This is a genomic window from Pedobacter sp. KBW06, from assembly GCF_003852525.1.
Taxonomy (GTDB): Bacteria; Bacteroidota; Bacteroidia; order Sphingobacteriales; family Sphingobacteriaceae; genus Pedobacter.
In genome coordinates, this window is sequence record NZ_QAJL01000004.1 from 650,680 (window position 1) to 667,589 (window position 16,910).

The 16,910-nt window shown below is 42.5% G+C and carries 14 protein-coding genes; 6 read left to right on the forward strand and 8 right to left on the reverse strand.

Annotation, left to right across the window (positions count from 1 at the left end; translation table 11 throughout):
- Positions 1-57 precede the first annotated feature (57 nt).
- From DBR43_RS24990 to nadD, 3 genes are read left to right on the forward strand one after another with little or no spacing between them, the layout of a single operon-like run.
- Positions 58-921: a YicC/YloC family endoribonuclease gene (locus DBR43_RS24990; protein ID WP_124586310.1), complete on the forward strand. Its 864-nt coding sequence runs from the start codon at positions 58-60 to the stop codon at positions 919-921.
- Positions 922-927: 6 nt separating this feature from the next.
- Entirely contained in the window at positions 928-1,500 is a 573-nt protein-coding gene (gene gmk, locus DBR43_RS24995) for a guanylate kinase (RefSeq protein ID WP_124585933.1), read from the forward strand.
- 1 nt (position 1,501) lies between these two features.
- Entirely contained in the window at positions 1,502-2,074 is a 573-nt protein-coding gene (gene nadD / locus DBR43_RS25000) for a nicotinate (nicotinamide) nucleotide adenylyltransferase (protein ID WP_124585935.1), read from the forward strand.
- Here nadD and DBR43_RS25005 read toward each other — a convergent pair.
- Positions 2,071-2,784: an SAM-dependent methyltransferase gene (locus DBR43_RS25005; RefSeq protein ID WP_124585937.1), complete on the reverse strand. Its 714-nt coding sequence runs from the start codon at positions 2,782-2,784 to the stop codon at positions 2,071-2,073. The two genes, nadD and DBR43_RS25005, sit on opposite strands and share 4 nt — an antisense overlap.
- A gap of 296 nt (positions 2,785-3,080) precedes the next feature.
- Between DBR43_RS25005 and DBR43_RS25010 the strand changes: the two genes are divergently transcribed.
- Both DBR43_RS25010 and DBR43_RS25015 read left to right on the forward strand, forming a co-directional pair.
- A complete protein-coding gene (locus DBR43_RS25010; RefSeq protein WP_124585939.1) occupies positions 3,081-4,520 on the forward strand; it encodes a DUF6600 domain-containing protein in 1,440 nt (479 codons plus the stop codon).
- Between the two features lie 116 nt (positions 4,521-4,636).
- A complete protein-coding gene (locus DBR43_RS25015; RefSeq protein WP_124585941.1) occupies positions 4,637-6,217 on the forward strand; it encodes a peptide chain release factor 3 in 1,581 nt (526 codons plus the stop codon).
- 53 nt (positions 6,218-6,270) lie between these two features.
- Here the strand turns inward: DBR43_RS25015 and DBR43_RS25020 are convergent, their stop codons facing one another.
- A complete protein-coding gene (locus DBR43_RS25020; protein ID WP_124585943.1) occupies positions 6,271-7,524 on the reverse strand; it encodes a pyridoxal phosphate-dependent aminotransferase in 1,254 nt (417 codons plus the stop codon).
- A 26-nt stretch (positions 7,525-7,550) separates the two neighbouring features.
- Positions 7,551-8,882 (reverse strand): argininosuccinate lyase, encoded by a 1,332-nt coding sequence (argH, locus tag DBR43_RS25025; protein ID WP_124585945.1) that lies wholly within the window; start codon positions 8,880-8,882, stop codon positions 7,551-7,553.
- Between the two features lie 184 nt (positions 8,883-9,066).
- Between argH and DBR43_RS25030 the strand changes: the two genes are divergently transcribed.
- Positions 9,067-11,955 carry a S9 family peptidase gene (locus tag DBR43_RS25030; protein WP_124585947.1) on the forward strand — a complete coding sequence of 963 codons (2,889 nt, stop codon included), beginning with the start codon at positions 9,067-9,069 and terminating at the stop codon, positions 11,953-11,955.
- A 47-nt stretch (positions 11,956-12,002) separates the two neighbouring features.
- On the opposite strand, the gene DBR43_RS25035 is transcribed toward DBR43_RS25030, so the two are convergent.
- The 5 genes from DBR43_RS25035 to DBR43_RS25055 all read right to left on the reverse strand — a co-directional run bounded on the left by DBR43_RS25035 (position 12,003) and on the right by DBR43_RS25055 (position 16,910).
- On the reverse strand, positions 12,003-13,070 hold the full coding sequence (locus tag DBR43_RS25035; protein WP_124585949.1) for a M20 family metallo-hydrolase: 1,068 nt from the start codon (positions 13,068-13,070) through the stop codon (positions 12,003-12,005).
- Between the two features lie 7 nt (positions 13,071-13,077).
- Positions 13,078-13,896 (reverse strand): pyrroline-5-carboxylate reductase, encoded by an 819-nt coding sequence (proC, locus tag DBR43_RS25040; protein WP_124585950.1) that lies wholly within the window; start codon positions 13,894-13,896, stop codon positions 13,078-13,080.
- 47 nt (positions 13,897-13,943) lie between these two features.
- Positions 13,944-14,732 carry an acetylglutamate kinase gene (argB, locus tag DBR43_RS25045; protein ID WP_124585952.1) on the reverse strand — a complete coding sequence of 263 codons (789 nt, stop codon included), beginning with the start codon at positions 14,730-14,732 and terminating at the stop codon, positions 13,944-13,946.
- 82 nt (positions 14,733-14,814) lie between these two features.
- The gene (locus tag DBR43_RS25050) at positions 14,815-15,777 is read right to left on the reverse strand and encodes an acetylornithine carbamoyltransferase (RefSeq protein WP_124585954.1); all 963 of its coding nucleotides are present in this window, start codon (positions 15,775-15,777) and stop codon (positions 14,815-14,817) included.
- A complete protein-coding gene (locus DBR43_RS25055) occupies positions 15,774-16,910 on the reverse strand; it encodes an aspartate aminotransferase family protein (RefSeq protein ID WP_124585956.1) in 1,137 nt (378 codons plus the stop codon). Before DBR43_RS25055 ends, DBR43_RS25050 begins: the two co-directional genes overlap by 4 nt.

Genomic DNA, 16,910 nt, shown 5'->3' on the forward strand with positions numbered 1-16,910 from the left:
GCAACATAGGTTTAATCATTTTAACAATAAATTATATCTTTGCACATGATAAAATCAATGACAGGCTTTGGTCTGGCCTCTACTGATCATGAAAACATTAAGTTTGCAGTAGAGATTAAGTCTTTAAACAGCAAGTTTTTAGAACTCAATCTAAAACTTCCAAGGGCTTTCTCCGAAAAGGAGTTGTTATTACGCAACGTATGCAGCAAAGAAATCGAACGTGGTAAAGTCAGTATTTCTATAAATATTGATCGCGGTGAGGAAAACCTCAAAGGAGCAACCATCAATGCCGCCTTATTGAGCAAATACTATAAACAACTTGAAGCGATTAATGTTGATTTGGGCGCCAACTCGACCAACCTTTTACAGGCCGTCTTGAGTTTTCCTGAGGTCATCAGCTACCAGGAAGAAGAAATCAATGAAAATGACTGGGATATTTTATACAGCACTTTCAATAAAGCACTGGAGAACTTCAATCAGTTCAGACATACGGAAGGAAATGTTTTAAAAACAGATCTGGAGTTGAGAATTAAAAACATACTTCAGTTTTTTGCCCAGATAGAAGTTCTGGAGCCTCTGAGAATCCCTCAGATCAGAACAAGATTAAATCAGTTTCTGGAAGAAAACGTAGGGAAAATAAATGTAGATCAAAACCGGTTAGAGCAGGAATTGATCTATTACATTGATAAATTAGACATTACCGAAGAAAAAACACGCCTGAAAAGTCATTGTGATTATTTCACAGAGACTTTAAAGAGCAAAGATGCCAACGGTAAAAAACTCGGTTTCATCTCTCAGGAGATTGGCAGAGAAATCAATACTATGGGTGCTAAAGCAAATGATGCACAGATACAACAATTGGTAGTAGGGATGAAAGAAGAGCTGGAAAAAATTAAGGAACAACTATTAAACGTTTTATAAGTACGCATGACACAAGGTAAACTCATTATATTTTCTGCCCCTTCAGGAGCAGGTAAAACCACTATCGTAAAACACCTGCTTAAGAAATTTCCGGAATTAAGTTTCTCGATTTCAGCTACTACCCGCGAATCCAGAGGTGATGAAGAGCATGAGAAAGATTATTATTTCATTTCAAAAGAAGACTTTCTCCATAAAGTAGCCCATCAGGAATTTGTGGAATTTGAAGAAGTATATAACGGTACTTTTTACGGAACCTTAAGGTCTGAAATTGAAAGGATCTGGAACACAGGCAAACATGTCATTTTTGATATCGACGTGGAAGGCGGTTTACGTCTGAAACGTAAATATGAGGACGATGCCCTGGCTATATTTGTTCAGCCGCCCTCTTTAGAGGTCCTGAAGGAACGTTTAACCGGAAGAGGAACTGACAGCAACGAAAAACTTCAGGAACGCTTTATAAAGGCTGAAAAAGAGTTGAACTATGCGGAGAAGTTTGATGTAATCCTTAAAAACTTCGAACTGGAAACTGCCTGCAAAGAAGCAGAACAACTGGTTGGAGATTTTATCAATAACAAGTAAAATGAAAACAGGGTTATTCTTTGGTTCATTCAACCCCATCCATATCGGTCACCTGGTTATTGCCAACTATATGGCTGGCTTTACCGGACTTAAAGAAGTATGGCTGCTGGTTTCACCACATAACCCGCTGAAGAATAAAAACGGACTGACCAATATGTACGACAGGTTGGAAATGGCTAAACTCGCCACAGAAACCTCAGATCATATTAAAGTAAGTGATATAGAGTTTGGGCTGTCTCAGCCCTCCTATACCGTAGATACCTTAGCTTTTCTGCAGGAAAAGTACCCCGGAAAGGAATTCGTTCTGATCATGGGTGCCGATAACCTCTCTTCGCTGAAAAAATGGAAGAATTATGAGGTCCTGCTGAAGAATTACCAGATCTATGTTTACCCAAGACCAGGCATTGACCTGAGCGAATGGGAAAATCATCCGGCAATCACCATTACAGAAACACCACAAATGGACATTTCTTCCACCTTTATCCGCAAAGCGTTAAAGGAAGGAAGAAATGTTCAATATTTTGTGCCGGATAAAGTCCTCGCTTTTATGGACAATAAAAATATGTACCGCTAAGAAGGCCTGTAAAGCAAGAATATAGCTGGTTTTTTATGCAGGTCAATCCGCTCTTTTCTCCAAAGTGCTACAGATTGTGTCTTGATGTATTCTTCTTCTGCATTGATGTTACAAGCTACACAAAGCATGGCCTGCGGAGAACAGTTCTTCAATACATCTTCCAGCAAATGATTGTTTCTGAAAGGTGTCTCTATAAATAACTGCGTTTGTTTCTTAGCCAAAGACTGTTGCTCCAGTTCTTTGATGCGTTTTCCACGCTCCACTTTATCAATTGGTAAATAGCCGTGAAAAGTAAAACTCTGACCATTGAATCCGGAAGCCATTAATGCCAGCAAGATTGAGCTTGGTCCAACTAATGGAACAACCTTGATCCCTCTTCTATGTGCTTCGGCAACCACTTCCGCACCAGGATCTGCTACTCCCGGACATCCGGCTTCGCTCATTAATCCAACATCTTTACCCGCATTCAGCTCTTTAAAATACGGAGCTAATGAAGCGTTCCGCTGGTGCTTACCATAATCGTGGATCAGCAGCTCGCTCTGCGGCAACTTCAACCCGGCTTCTTTTAAAAACTTTCTGGCTGTTTTTTCATTCTCAACGATATAAGTGTCTATTGCATTGATGGTGTCGCCTAAAAAAGGAGTAAAAGATTTCTGGGCAGCATTTTCTGCCAGAGGAACGGGGATAAGGAATAAAGTGCCTTTTTGCATAAATTTTGTTTTGTTTACAAAAGAAGAAAATAATTTCCTGGAAAGAGCAACTCAACACATTTAATATTCCTTCAGAACCAGAATATAACACCGAAATTAGAAATTTTTAAAAAATTTTTTCGTAAATTACTTATTCGCCAACCGATTAAATATCGGCATATCCCGCTCTTAAACCAATATAATTATGCCAGATCGCATAATCGTAATGTAATATTCCTAAGGCAGTTTAAACTTTTGCCATTCTTTGGAACTCAAATTGTTATATAAAAAGCGTTAGGTAAATTAAACACACACAAATGAAAAATTTAATCAAATTACCGGCAATTGTGCTGGGGCTTATGCTCCTGATGACCGGAACCGCGCAGCGCGTTATGGCACAAGACGACGACGTTTCGCTCCAATCCTTCTATGATGAGCTTTCTCCTTATGGTACCTGGATTCAGGATCCTCAATACGGATACGTATGGAGGCCTGATGTAGAACAGGACGATTTCAGACCCTATTATAGCAACGGTAGATGGGCAATGACAGAATATGGCAATACCTGGGTATCCAATTACGACTGGGGATGGGCCCCTTTCCACTATGGAAGATGGGTATATAACCGCTACAGACAATGGATCTGGATTCCTGATACCGTTTGGGGACCTGCATGGGTAAGCTGGAGAAGTGGTGGTGGTTACTATGGATGGGCTCCGATGGGACCAAGTGTCAACATAAATATCAATTTTGGAATTCCAGATAACTGGTGGGTGTTTATTCCTCAGCGTAATATCTATTACGATAGTTTCCCAAGATATTATTCCCGTAGAAACGTAACCATTATTAACAATACAACGATCATCAATAATACCTACGAAAGAAACAGACGTACTTACTATACCGGACCAAGAGTTGACGAGGTTAGACGTGCAACCAGAGGTGATGTACAGATTTATAACGTAAACAGGACCAGCAGAGCCGGTAGAACTGAGCTCAGAGGTAATGAACTCAACATTTATAATCCGAGAAGCTCCAGAACAGACAGGGGAAGCGTACAGGGACCAAGAGATGCAGTTCGTGGCGACGCAAATCTGACCAGACCGAATGGCTCTATGGCAGTTGACCGTGGTTCAAGATCAGATCGTGGAACTACAGGTATTGATAGAAATACTATCGGAGATCGTAGTGGAAGACCAGATCGTGGAACAATTGAAGGAAGAAACCCATCGAATAATAATAGCCGTTCGGATAGAACAAACAATCGTTCTGAAGGAATAATCAACCCTTCAAGGGACAACAATCCTTCAAGAGACAACAATACAGGAAACAGAGCTGAAGGAAGGGCAACCAGAGAAAACAACAGGTTTGGAACTCCGTCCGACAGGAATAATGAAGCAATGCCGGTAAGACCGGATAGAAGCAGCTCCAGAGAAAGCCGTCAGGAAAGAACACAACCAACACCTCAGACACAGCCTGCTCCTCAACCGATGCCGGTGCAGCCACAGGCAAGGCCTCAACGTGAAGAGCGAAGAGCAGAGCCTCAGGTTAGACAGGAACGTCCTCAACCTCAGCCACAACCTCAAAGGATGGAAAGACAAGAGCGCTCACAGCCTCAACCTCAGGCCCAGCCACAGAGAATGGAAAGACAGGAACGCCAAAGCGCACCCCCAACCCGTTCCGAAGGCAGGGGCAGCGGAGAAAGCAGGAGCAGCGGATCCGAAAGTGGAAGATCTTCAAGAGCAGGAAGAGGTTAATTCCCAGCTCAGTTATAAAAAACCGGCCATCTGATGGCCGGTTTTTCTTTTTAGCCCTCTTTTATATATTATAATTATCTTTGCAGCCTCATCAAGCACAACAGGCTTAATTCTTTATGATTCACCCAGAAATAGAAAAACGAAAAACATTCGCTATTATCAGTCACCCCGATGCAGGTAAAACTACTCTTACAGAAAAGTTTTTACTCTTCGGAGGAGCAATAAATACGGCCGGAGCGGTTAAACGGAATAAGGCCAACCAAAGCAATACCTCCGATTTTATGGAAATTGAGAAGCAACGTGGAATCTCCGTAGCGACTTCTGTAATGGGCTTTGAATACAGCGGAAAACGCATCAACATATTAGATACTCCTGGTCACAAAGACTTTGCTGAAGATACTTACCGTACTTTATCGGCGGTAGACAGCGTAATCCTCGTGGTCGACTGTGTGAAGGGGGTCGAAGAGCAGACCGAAAAATTAATGGCAGTCTGCAGAATGCGAAATACCCCGGTAATTATCTTTGTCAATAAGATGGACAGGGAAGGAAAGGATGCTTTTGACCTGCTTGACGAGATCGAAAGCAAACTGAACATCAGCCTTTGTCCGCTTTCCTGGCCAATAGGTCAGGGACATACTTTTAAAGGAGTATACAGCATTTACAACAAACACCTGAACCTTTTTGAGGCTGATAAAACAAAAATCAGTGCCCCTGTCATCGAGGTCAGTGACCTGAATGACCCGAATCTGAATAATTTCCTGAAACCAAAAGAGCTGGATGGACTAAAGTCTGATCTGGAACTGGTAGATGGTGTTTATGGACAGATCGATAAAAACATGTACATCGAAGGATTACTTGCACCGGTGTTCTTTGGCAGTGCCATCAATAATTTCGGGATTAAAGAACTGCTGGATACTTTCGTTCAAATCGCACCAAGCCCAAAAAGCAGGGAAGCAGAACAGCGTGAAGTATTGGTAAATGAGAAAAACTTTACAGGATTTGTATTTAAAATCCATGCCAACTTAGATCCTAAACACCGCGACCGTATCGCCTTTTTGAGAATCTGCTCTGGTAAATTTGAACGCAATAAATTCTACTTCCATACCCGCCAGAATAAAAAACTGAAATTCTCCAATCCAATGGATTTCATGGCCAATGAGAAAAGTATCGTTGAAGAAGCCTGGCCGGGAGATGTGGTCGGATTATATGACAGTGGAAACTTCAAAATCGGCGATACCCTTACAGAAGGAGAACAGTTGCAATTTAAAGGCATTCCAAGCTTCTCTCCTGAAATATTTAAAGAAGTAGAGAACAGAGACCCACTTCGCACAAAACAGCTGGAGAAGGGCATACAACAACTCACAGAAGAAGGTGTGGCTCAATTGTTCACTGCACAACCAGGTAACCGTAAAATTATTGGTGCGGTAGGTGAACTTCAATTTGAAGTAATCGCATTTCGTCTGGAGCATGAATACGGTGCGAAAGCGCATTTCCGTACTTTAAGTTATGGCAGATCTAATTGGGTAACGTCAACAGACAAAAAGAAATTAGAAGAGTTCCTGAAACGGAAACAACAACATATCGGGGAAGATAAAGATGGCAATCCGGTGTTCCTTGCGGATAATGATTTCATGATCAATATGACCATGCGTGATTATCCGGACATTCAGTTCCACAAAACTTCGGAATTTAAATAAAAAAAGGCTGCCAGATATAAGATCTGGCAGCCTTTTTCATATCACGGGCTTCTTTATTTCAATTTGCCCAATGCTTCTTTTATTCTTGGAATCATTTTCTGAATATCGCTCAGTGAACATCCGCCAACCGATGCGCGGAACCAGGCCACAGATTCATCAGTACCAAAAGCCGAGAACGGAACCAAAGCCGTCTGAGCCTCCTTGATCAGATAAAAATTAACATCCGCACTGTTTTTCAACAGATCTCCCGAAGGGGTAGTCTTACCGATATAATCGATCTTAAGCGTCAGGTAAATTGCACCCATAGGAACCACGGCATCAACCGCAAAGCCATCTGCCTTTAATTGCTGAAAACCATTATACAGCGTATCCAGACTTTCCTGAACCTGCTTTTTAAAGGCATTCAAAAACTGATCTACCAGTTCATTATTTTTAAAGTATTTTGCAACAGCCACCTGTTCTGCTTTAGGCGCCCAGGCTCCGATATGTCCCAGTAAAGATTTCATCTTGCCGATCACCTTTTCGGGGCCGAATGCCCAGCCTACACGGACTCCTGTAGCAGATAAACATTTCGAAATCCCATCAATGTAGATCACATAATCTTTCAGCTCCGGACGTAAGCTTACCGGATTGATGTGCTCTTTTCCAAAAGTCAGTAAAGAGTAGATCTGATCATACATGATGTACAATGGTTTCTCATCCACTCCCCTGCATTCATTCTCTTCGATTACAAGGTCACAGATTTCTTCCAGTTGCTCCTGACTGAACATAGTTCCTGTAGGATTTAAAGGAGAACACAGGGCCAATAACGTTGCGCCTTTTAAATAAGGCTTCAGCTGTGCCCCTGTTGGCATAAAGTTATTCTCCACAGTCGTTTCTACCGCTATTCCTTTTGCAGAAGAAAGGTGGCAGTAATGGTTGTTATTCCATGATGGGGCAGGATAAATCACCTTATCTCCGGGATCTACCAGCGCCAGATAAGTTGCATAGATTAGCGGACGTGAGCCGCCGGCTACCAAAATATCCTGTGTGGTATAAGAAAGCGCGTATCTGTTTTTCAAAACTTCTACCACCGTCTCTCTTAAAGCTAAAATACCGTCTGCAGGAGGATAATTGGTATGGTTATGATGATAAGCATCAATAATCTCATCTCTCAGTTCTGCCGGAATAGGAAAAATTGAAGGATCAAAATCACCGATGGTCAGATTGGCAATCTCCGCACCCTTTCGCTTCAGTTCATTTACTTCGTTTCCAATTTTAATGATTTCCGAGCCGATAAGCGTGTTTGCTAATACTGATACATTCATTTTTTTGATTTTTATTTATTAATTGATTAAGCCAGCAATCTTTCAATTGCAGCGGTAGTTTTCTCAAATTTAAACTGCGAAAGAATTTCTTCCATCATCCCTTCAATCTCCGGGTTACACAGATTTCCAATACTTCCTTCATGGGTATGATTCACCTGAGTTGAAGGAGAAAAAGTACCGTTCTCTATCGTTTCACCAACAATTTTATAAGCCTCTCTAAAAGGAACCCCCTTTAAGGCAAGTTCATTCACTACTTCAACGCTAAACAGGTAAGCATATTTTTTATCCGCCAGAATATCGTCTTTAATCCTGATGTGCTGCAACATATAGGTAGTCATTTCCAGGCATTCATTCAACGATGTGATTGCAGGGAAAAGGTTTTCTTTCAGCAGTTGCAGGTCCCGGTGATAACCGGAAGGCAAATTGGTGGTCATCATGGCAATTTCATTCGGCAAAGCCTGAATCTTGTTGCATCTGGAACGGATCAGTTCAAAAACATCAGGATTCTTTTTATGCGGCATGATACTCGATCCGGTCGTCAGTTCGTCCGGAAAGCTGATAAATCCAAAGTTCTGATTGATAAACAGACAAACATCCATCGCCATTTTGGCTAGGGAAGCAGCAACTGAAGACATCGCCTGTCCAAGAACACGTTCTGTTTTTCCTCTGCCCATTTGTGCATAAACCACATTATAATTTAAATTTTCAAAACCCAGTAACTGAGTGGTCATTGTCCTGTTTAGAGGGAAAGAAGAGCCATAGCCCGCAGCAGAACCCAAAGGATTCTTATTGCAAATCTTATAAGCGGCAAGCATCAGTTCCATATCATCAACAAGGCTCTCTGCATAAGCACCGAACCAAAGTCCAAAAGAAGAAGGCATCGCAATCTGAAGGTGCGTATATCCCGGAAGTAATTTGTCTTTATGGGTATTGCTCAGCGCAATCAGTTGCGTAAAAAGAACCCTTGTATTTTCAACCATTTCTTCAATACAGCTTCTGAAGTAGAGTTTCAGATCCACTAAAACCTGGTCATTACGGGAACGTCCGCTATGGATTTTTTTACCGGCATCACCAATGCGCTGTGTCAGCAGCCACTCTACCTGCGAGTGTACATCTTCTACCGTATCCTCAATCGTAAATCTTCCTGCTTCAATGTCCGCATAAATATTTTTGAGTTCCTTTTGAATCGACACCAGCTCTTCGGCGGTTAACAGTCCAATACTTTCCAGCATTTCTACATGGGCCAAAGAGCCTAAAACATCAAAAGCTGCCATTTGCAAATCCAGCTCCCTGTCTTTGCCTACGGTAAAAGTTTCTATATCTTTATTTACGTCTACGTTTTTTTGCCAAATCTTCATTTATCAATCTATTGTTTAGACCCTTTGAGGGCTGGAGGTATTTTGCAAAAATACAATAATTACGATAGAATGAAGGATAAACCAGCAAGAGCATCAAATGCAACTACATTGCATAATATTCTTGTTATAATCAAAATATATTCAACTAAATCAATATTTTAGCAGAAAATCCACAAACTTATATATGAACAGAATCAGATATTCGCTCTTGCTCTTGCTTTTACCGCTTGCAGCAAGCGTTCATGCGCAGCAAAAACCAGCATTGAGCTGGAAAGATGTTTCCAAATGGAATTTCATCAGAAGCAATACTTATGCGCTGTCACCCAACGGACAATGGTTATCCTGGGCAAAAGGCCCTAACGAAGGTGATCTCCAAACCATCATTCGCAAAACATCCGACACCACAAATTTCAGCTATCCTATCGGGGCAAATCCCAGTACAGTTGTCTATGCTAAGGATTCCAAATATCTCGCCTTTAAGGTCTCGGCTAAAGAATCAGAAGTAAAAGCGGCAAAAAAAACCATGAAACCTCTTTATGATCAATTGGTTCTGGTCTCTTTACCTGGAAATCAGAAAGTCACTTTTGAAAAAGTAAAAACATTCAGTTTCTCCGGAGAGTCTTCAGAATGGCTGGCTATACAGTTTACAGCACCGGAAAGTGCATCAAAAGAGAAAGATGCGGCAAAAGGAACTGATCTTTTGTTATACCAGTTGAGCACTAAAAAAAGCTATAACCTGGGCAATGTTGCAGAATATGCCTTCAATAAAGCGGGAAACATTCTTGCCTATACCATTGATGCAAACGGACAGAACGGGAACGGCATTTTTATCAGAGATATGAAAACCGGCATCATCACTGCCCTGGAAAATGACAAAGCAAATTATAAAAACATCAATTGGAATGAAAACGGAGATGCTTTTGCCTTGTTAAAATCCAATAAAAACGAGCAGTATAAAGAAGATGTCTTTACCGTAATCGGAATCAATAAGATTGCCGGAGAACAAAGCAATAAAGTTTCTTACGCTGGTATCGGCCTAAAAAATTTCCCGAAAAATATGGGAATCAACGGAAATGGAACTCCTTACTGGTCAGAAGATCAAAGCACTTTATTCTTTGGGATCAATACCCAGGAAAAGAAAGCCGACAGCACCTCAAAAGATAAAACAGCAGAAAAAGGAAAACCTCCGGTAAAAACCGATAGCCTGGCTAAAGGAAAACCGGAAGCGAAAGCAGACGCGAAACCTGCCGCTAAAGCAGATATAGAGAAACCGGATATGATCATCTGGAACTGGCAGGACAAACGCCTTCAATCTGCCCAGCAAACCCAGGAAATGAGAGACAAAAATTACAGTTTCCTAAGTTCTTACCGCATCGCAGATCAGAAGTTCAGTCAGCTGGCCGACAGCAGTTTAAAAAATGTTGTTGTTGCCCCACAGCAGCTGTATGCCATTGGTTACGACAATTCCAGCTATGAATTGATGGGGAACCTCGACGGGCAAAACTATACGGACATTTACCTCATTAATTTAAAGACAGGGACTAAGAAACGTATTTTTGAGAAATTTTATACTTCGGGAAGAGGTTCACTCAGCTTTGCTCCAAACGGCAAATGGGCAAGTTTCAACAAAGACGGTGCATTTTACAGCATCAACCTGGAAACCTTACAACAATATAACCTCACCGAAAAAATCAAAGCCTCTTTTGTAGATGAGCAGGACGACCATAACACAGTCAAGCCATCCACACCAAATTTCGGCTGGTCATCAGACTCCAGATATGTCCTCATTAAAGACAATTATGACCTTTGGCGCATCAGCGCGGATGGCAAAAATGTAATTGCCCTTTCCGACAACTGGAAAAGCAGGAAGCAGGAAGTACAGTCCAGATTCTTCATTTATCCTAAGGACAAAGGAACGGACCTGAGCAAAGATCAATATTTCACCATCTTTAATTCCAGCACTAAAAAAGCCGGCATTGGGGTGCTGGAGGCAGGAAAGAACAGCATCAAACCTTTATTTATGGACGACAATGTTTATGGCGCCTTCCAGAAAGCAAGTGATGGCAACGTGTTCATTTATGCCAAACAGAACAATGAAAAATCACCAGAGATTTATACCAGTACAGCGGCAAATTTAGCCAACCCAAAACAAATCACGAAAAACACCCCTGATCAGGAAAAATATGCCTGGTCTACAGGTGTCAAGCTGATCAACTATGTCAGTGCAAACGGAGATTCCCTGCAGGCAGCACTATACCTCCCTGCAAATTATCAGGAAGGAAAAAGTTATCCTACGATCACCTATATCTATGAACGCCTCACTGATGAGATGAATTTCTATACTATGCCTGGATTCCCTGGTGGTGGATTTAATAAATCGGTATACACCAGCAATGGTTACGCGGTACTGATGCCGGATATCAAATACAAACTGAATGATCCGGGAATGTCTGCAGTAGCCTGCGTTGTTCCTGCAGTGAAAGCAGCCATTGCAACAGGAATTGTAGACGAAAAACGCGTGGCCATTCACGGACACTCATGGGGAGGATACCAAACCTCTTTCCTGATCACACAAACCAATATTTTTAAAGCCGCAGCAGCGGGTGCACCATTGACCAATATGATCAGTATGTACAGTCTGATCTACTGGAACAGCGGAGGCACCAACCAGGCGATCTTCGAATCCAGCCAGGGTAGGTTAACACCAGGGTATTGGGACAACTGGGATGCCTTTGCCCGTAACTCTCCGGTCTACCACATCAAAAAGGTACAGACACCATTGTTGTTGTTACACAATGATAAAGACGGTGCAGTGGATTATACGCAAGGTATCGAATACTACAACGGCCTGAGAAGACTGAATAAACCGGTGGTGATGATCACTTACCGTGGCGAAAACCATGGCATTGCCAAATTACCTAACCGGAAGGACTACGCTGTCCGCATGATGGAATATTTCGATTACATGTTAAAAGATAAGCCCGCACCGGAATGGTGGTCAAAAGGAGTCAACCGTTTAGATATGGAAAAACACCTGGAAGCAAGAGCTTTTGAAAAAGCAGAAGAGCAATAAAAAAAGCGGCTGATCCTGAGGATCAGCCGCTTTTTTACATTAAGATCTTACTTCCCGTTAATTACAGGTTTTAACATTTCAATATAGAGTTGAATTCCTTCTTCAATTTCATTGACAAAAACATATTCATCTGCCATATGAGAACGTGCAGAATCTCCAGGCCCTACCTTTAAAGATGGAATACTCAATAAAGCCTGATCTGAAGTTGTAGGAGAACCATAAGTAGTCCTGCCTAAGGCGATGCCCGACTGTACCAGCGCATGTGCCTTATCAATAGAAGAAGGCTTCAGGCGGATAGAGCGTGGCGTTACCTCGCAATCTACATTGGTCCGGATAATTTTTAAAACTTCCTCATTGGTATACGCATCCGTTACCCGAACATCTACGGTAAAATTACAGGTTGCCGGAACAACGTTATGCTGAGAACCTGCATTGATAATCGTTACCGACATTTTCAAAGGACCGAACATTTCCGAAACTTTGGAAAAACGATAATTGCGGAACCATTCTATATCTTTCAAAGCCTTATAAATGGCATTGTCTCCTTCTTCGCGTGCCGCATGGCCTGCTTTTCCGGTAGAAACACAGTCTAAAACCAGTAAACCACGTTCTGCAATGGCCAGATTCATTAGAGTCGGCTCTCCAACAATCGCAAACTCCAGTTCTCCAAGATCAGGAAGCACACATTCCAATCCGTTATTTCCGGAGATTTCTTCTTCTGCGGTCGTGGCCAGACAAATGTTATAACTTAAACCTTTCTGCTCATTGAAGTAAAGAAAGGTCGCTATAAGCGAAACCAGACATCCTCCCGCATCATTACTCCCTAATCCATATAATTTGCCCTCTTCAATAGTTGGCGCGTAAGGATCGCGTGTATAGCCCGAATTTGGCTTCACGGTATCGTGATGCGAATTTAAAAGCATCGTTGGCTTTTTCGGGTCAAAATGCGCGTTGTAAGCCCAGATGTTGTTGAGCTTACGATGGGTCTTTATATTACGTTGCTGCAAAAACTGTTCAATCACATCAGCGGTTTTGTCTTCTTCTTTACTAAAGGAAGAGATGCCAATCAATTCTTTCAACAGTTCTAAACTCTCTTTTTGCAGTTGTTCTATCATAATTTTTTTATTCTTTGGTATATAAAGCACCGGCCTTTGTTGCCGATAGCTTGATGCCTTTGATGAGGGAGGAACTGAATCCATTATGCTCCATCTCGTTTAATCCGGCAATGGTACAGCCTTTCGGCGAAGTTACTTTGTCTATTTCCTGTTCAGGATGGGACTGCATCTGTAAGAGCAGGTCCGCAGCCCCTTTAGCGGTCTGAACCGCCATTTTTAAAGCTTCATCTGCATGAAAACCAATCTCTACCCCACCTTGTGAAGCCGCCCTGATGGCGCGTAAGAAAAAGGCAATTCCACAGGCACATAAAGCCGTTGCTGAAGTCATCAGGTCTTCATTGATCTTCACCACTGAACCTACAGTTTCAAACATTCTTGTCACCTCTTCCATATATTCAGAAGAAGCGCTATCTGTGGCAATACAGGTCATCGACTGTCCAATGGCAATCGCCGTATTTGGCATCGCCCTGATCACCTGTGCCCTTTCACCCAGTTTATTTCTGATGTCTGCACAGCTGACACCGGAAGCAACAGAAATGAAAAGGTGTTTATTGATGTCTACAACCGGACGAATCTGCTCCATCAGCTGATTCAGCTGTTGCGGCAACACAGCGAGAACAATAACATCGGCAGCGGCAACAACCGCAGCGTTATCATTACTCACACCAAAGCCCTGTTCAGCAAAGGGGCCTAAATTGGCAATATTTCTTCTGGTCAGACTAATCTGACCGGGCAAAGCATAATTCGCTTTAACTAATCCCCTGGCTAAAGAAATGCCAATATTTCCGCTTCCTAAAATGGCGATGTTGCCTTTAAACTGTTTCATCTTCTATATGGTTTGGTTGTGATTGATCGGGTGGTATTCAAAGGTAATTAAATGATGAGTCTTGTTCCAAAACCCTGCTCATTAATTTGCGGCAGTTCATCTGCTTTACCAATATATACGGCAGAAACGCCGCTTTTTATCGCCTCAAAGGCATTATGTAATTTAGGGATCATCCCTCCTGAAACTACCCCTTCCTGTTTTAATCCTTCAAATTCTGCCATCCGGATTTCAGGAACAAGGGAATCGTCATCTTCCACGTCCCGCATTACGCCTCTTTTCTCAAAGCAGTAAACCAGCACGGTTTCATATAAGGAAGACATGGCGACCGCCACTGCAGAAGCAATGGTATCTGCATTGGTATTTAAAAGCTGGCTGTCGCCGTCGTGGGTAATCGCACACAAAACCGGTGTCAATCCCGCAAGGAGCAAACTGTCCAGCGTAGCTGAAGAAACCGAGGTCTCATCCAGATCGCCTACAAAACCATAGTCAATCTCCTTCACAGGGCGTTTAACTGCTTTGATGATGTTCCCGTCGGCACCGGTTAAGCCAATCGCATTACAGCCTTTCGCCTGCAACTGAGCAACCATGTTCTTATTGATTAAACCTGCGTAAACCATCGTGACGATCCTGAGGGTTTCAATATCGGTAATCCGGCGTCCATCCAACATTTTAGCTTCCACACCAAGGGAAACGCCCAGCTCTGTTGCAATCTTTCCGCCACCGTGAATTAAAATCTTATCTCCCGGAAGGGCTTTAAAGTCCAGCAAAAACTGGTGCAGCTTCTCCGAATTGTCAATTACATTGCCGCCGATTTTAATTACACTTAATCTCTTCATTTTCTAAATTTCTTCAAAAAGTTCCTCAGGAACTTCAGGTATAACAAAAAAGGATGCTGGTTTTAATCCGGCATCCTGTAATTTATAAATTCTCCAGTACTTCTTTCAGCACTGCCTGCGCAGCCCATAACCGGTTTCCGGCTTCCTGTATCACGAGTGAGTTTGGTCCGTCGAGGACTTCTGATGACAGCTCCAGGTCGCGTCTAACTGGCAGACAATGCATTACTTTCGCATCATTCGTTGCCTTTAGCCGTTCGTTGGTCAGCATCCAGCCTTCAGGATAAGTGAGTACTTTTCCATACTCCTTATAGCTGGACCAGTTTTTCACATAGATATAATCCGCATCTTTCAACGCTTCATCAATATTGTGGCTGATGTTTGCTCCAGGTGTAAAATCCTCATTCAGCTCATAGCCCTTAGGTTGTACAATGGTAAAATCAAGCATCCCTTCTGCCTGAGCCCTGCACATCCATTCAGAAAAGGAATTGGGTACTGCTTGTGGTAACGCTTTAATATGTGGTGCCCAGGCCAATACGACCTTAGGTTTTGTACTGCCTTTCCAGGTTTCTTTAATCGTCACCAAATCTGCCAGACTTTGCAAAGGGTGGCGGGTGGCACTTTCCAGACTTACGACAGGAACGCCACAATACTGGATAAACTTATTAAAGAAATCTTCATTATAATCCTCGTCCCTGCTAACCAGCTTGGGAAAAGAGCGTAAGCCCAGGACATCACAATATTGCCCCATCACTGCCGCAGCTTCACGGATATGCTCTACTGTAGTGCCGTTCATGACCACACCGTCCTGAGTTTCCAGTGCCCAGCCTTCTTTGTCCATGTTCATCACCATCACATTCATTCCCAAATTCAATGCTGCTTTTTGGGTGCTCAGGCGGGTCCGTAAACTCGGGTTAAGAAAAACCAGTCCCAGGGTTTTATTTTTTCCAAGGTCCTGATGTGCGTAAGGGCTTTCTTTTAAGGCCAATGCGGCGGCTACCAATTGGCTGATGTCTTCAACATCATTTACTGAAGTGAACTGTTTCATCTTTGATTTAGCGCAATTTTAAACTCATTTAAAAATTGATCTGCCTGATCTTTGCTTAAATTCAAAGCAGGCAAAAGTCTGATTACATTCGGCTTAGCCTCTCCGGTAAAGATGTGATGCTTAAACAGCAGGTCTTTCTTTACGTTCGACAAGCTTTCAGGAAGTTCAATTCCAATCATTAATCCACGTCCTCTCACTTCCTTTACCCCCTCGATTTTCCTCAGTTCAGTGATCAGGTAAGTACCAATTTCTTCTGCATTTTTCATCAGCTGATCCTGGTCCATAATTTCCAATACGGACAATGCTGCTGCACAAGCCAGGTGATTTCCACCAAAGGTAGTACCCAACATGCCATGCCATGGTTTAAACTTGGGAGCGATCGAAATTCCTGCTACCGGAAAACCATTTCCCATTCCTTTGGCCATGGTGTAAACATCAGCGTCAACACCTGCTTCATCATGAGAATAGAATTTACCTGTTCTTCCATAACCACACTGCACACTGTCGGCAATGTAAAGTGCATTGTACTGATCGCAAAGGGAACGGATTTTCTGAAGGAAAGAAACAGAAGCTTCTTTGATTCCGCCCACACCCTGAATTCCTTCGATAATTACAGCTGTAACTTCATTTCCGAAGGAAGCAAAAGCCTGCTCCAGAGCAGCCTCGTCATTATGTGGAAGAAATACGATGTTATCCGTCTCATTAACGGGAGCAATAATCTTAGGGTTATCTGTTGCAGAAACAGCCAGGGAAGTCCTGCCATGAAAAGCACCTTTGAAAGCAATTACTTTTTTCCTTCCATTATAGAAAGAAGCCAGTTTTAGTGCATTTTCATTGGCCTCAGCGCCTGAATTACACAGGAACAACTGATAATCCGGTTTGCCGGATACTTTACCCAATTTTTCGGCTAGTTCTACCTGCAAAGGAATCTTCACAGAATTAGAATAAAAGCCCACTTTATTCAGTTGATCGGTTACACGTTTCACATAGTGAGGATGTGTATGGCCGATAGAGATTACGGCATGGCCACCATACAGGTCTAAATATTCCTGTCCTTCAGCATCCCAAACGGTGCTGCCGGCAGCTTTAACGATTTCTATATTGTTTAACGGATATACGTCGAATAAGTTCAT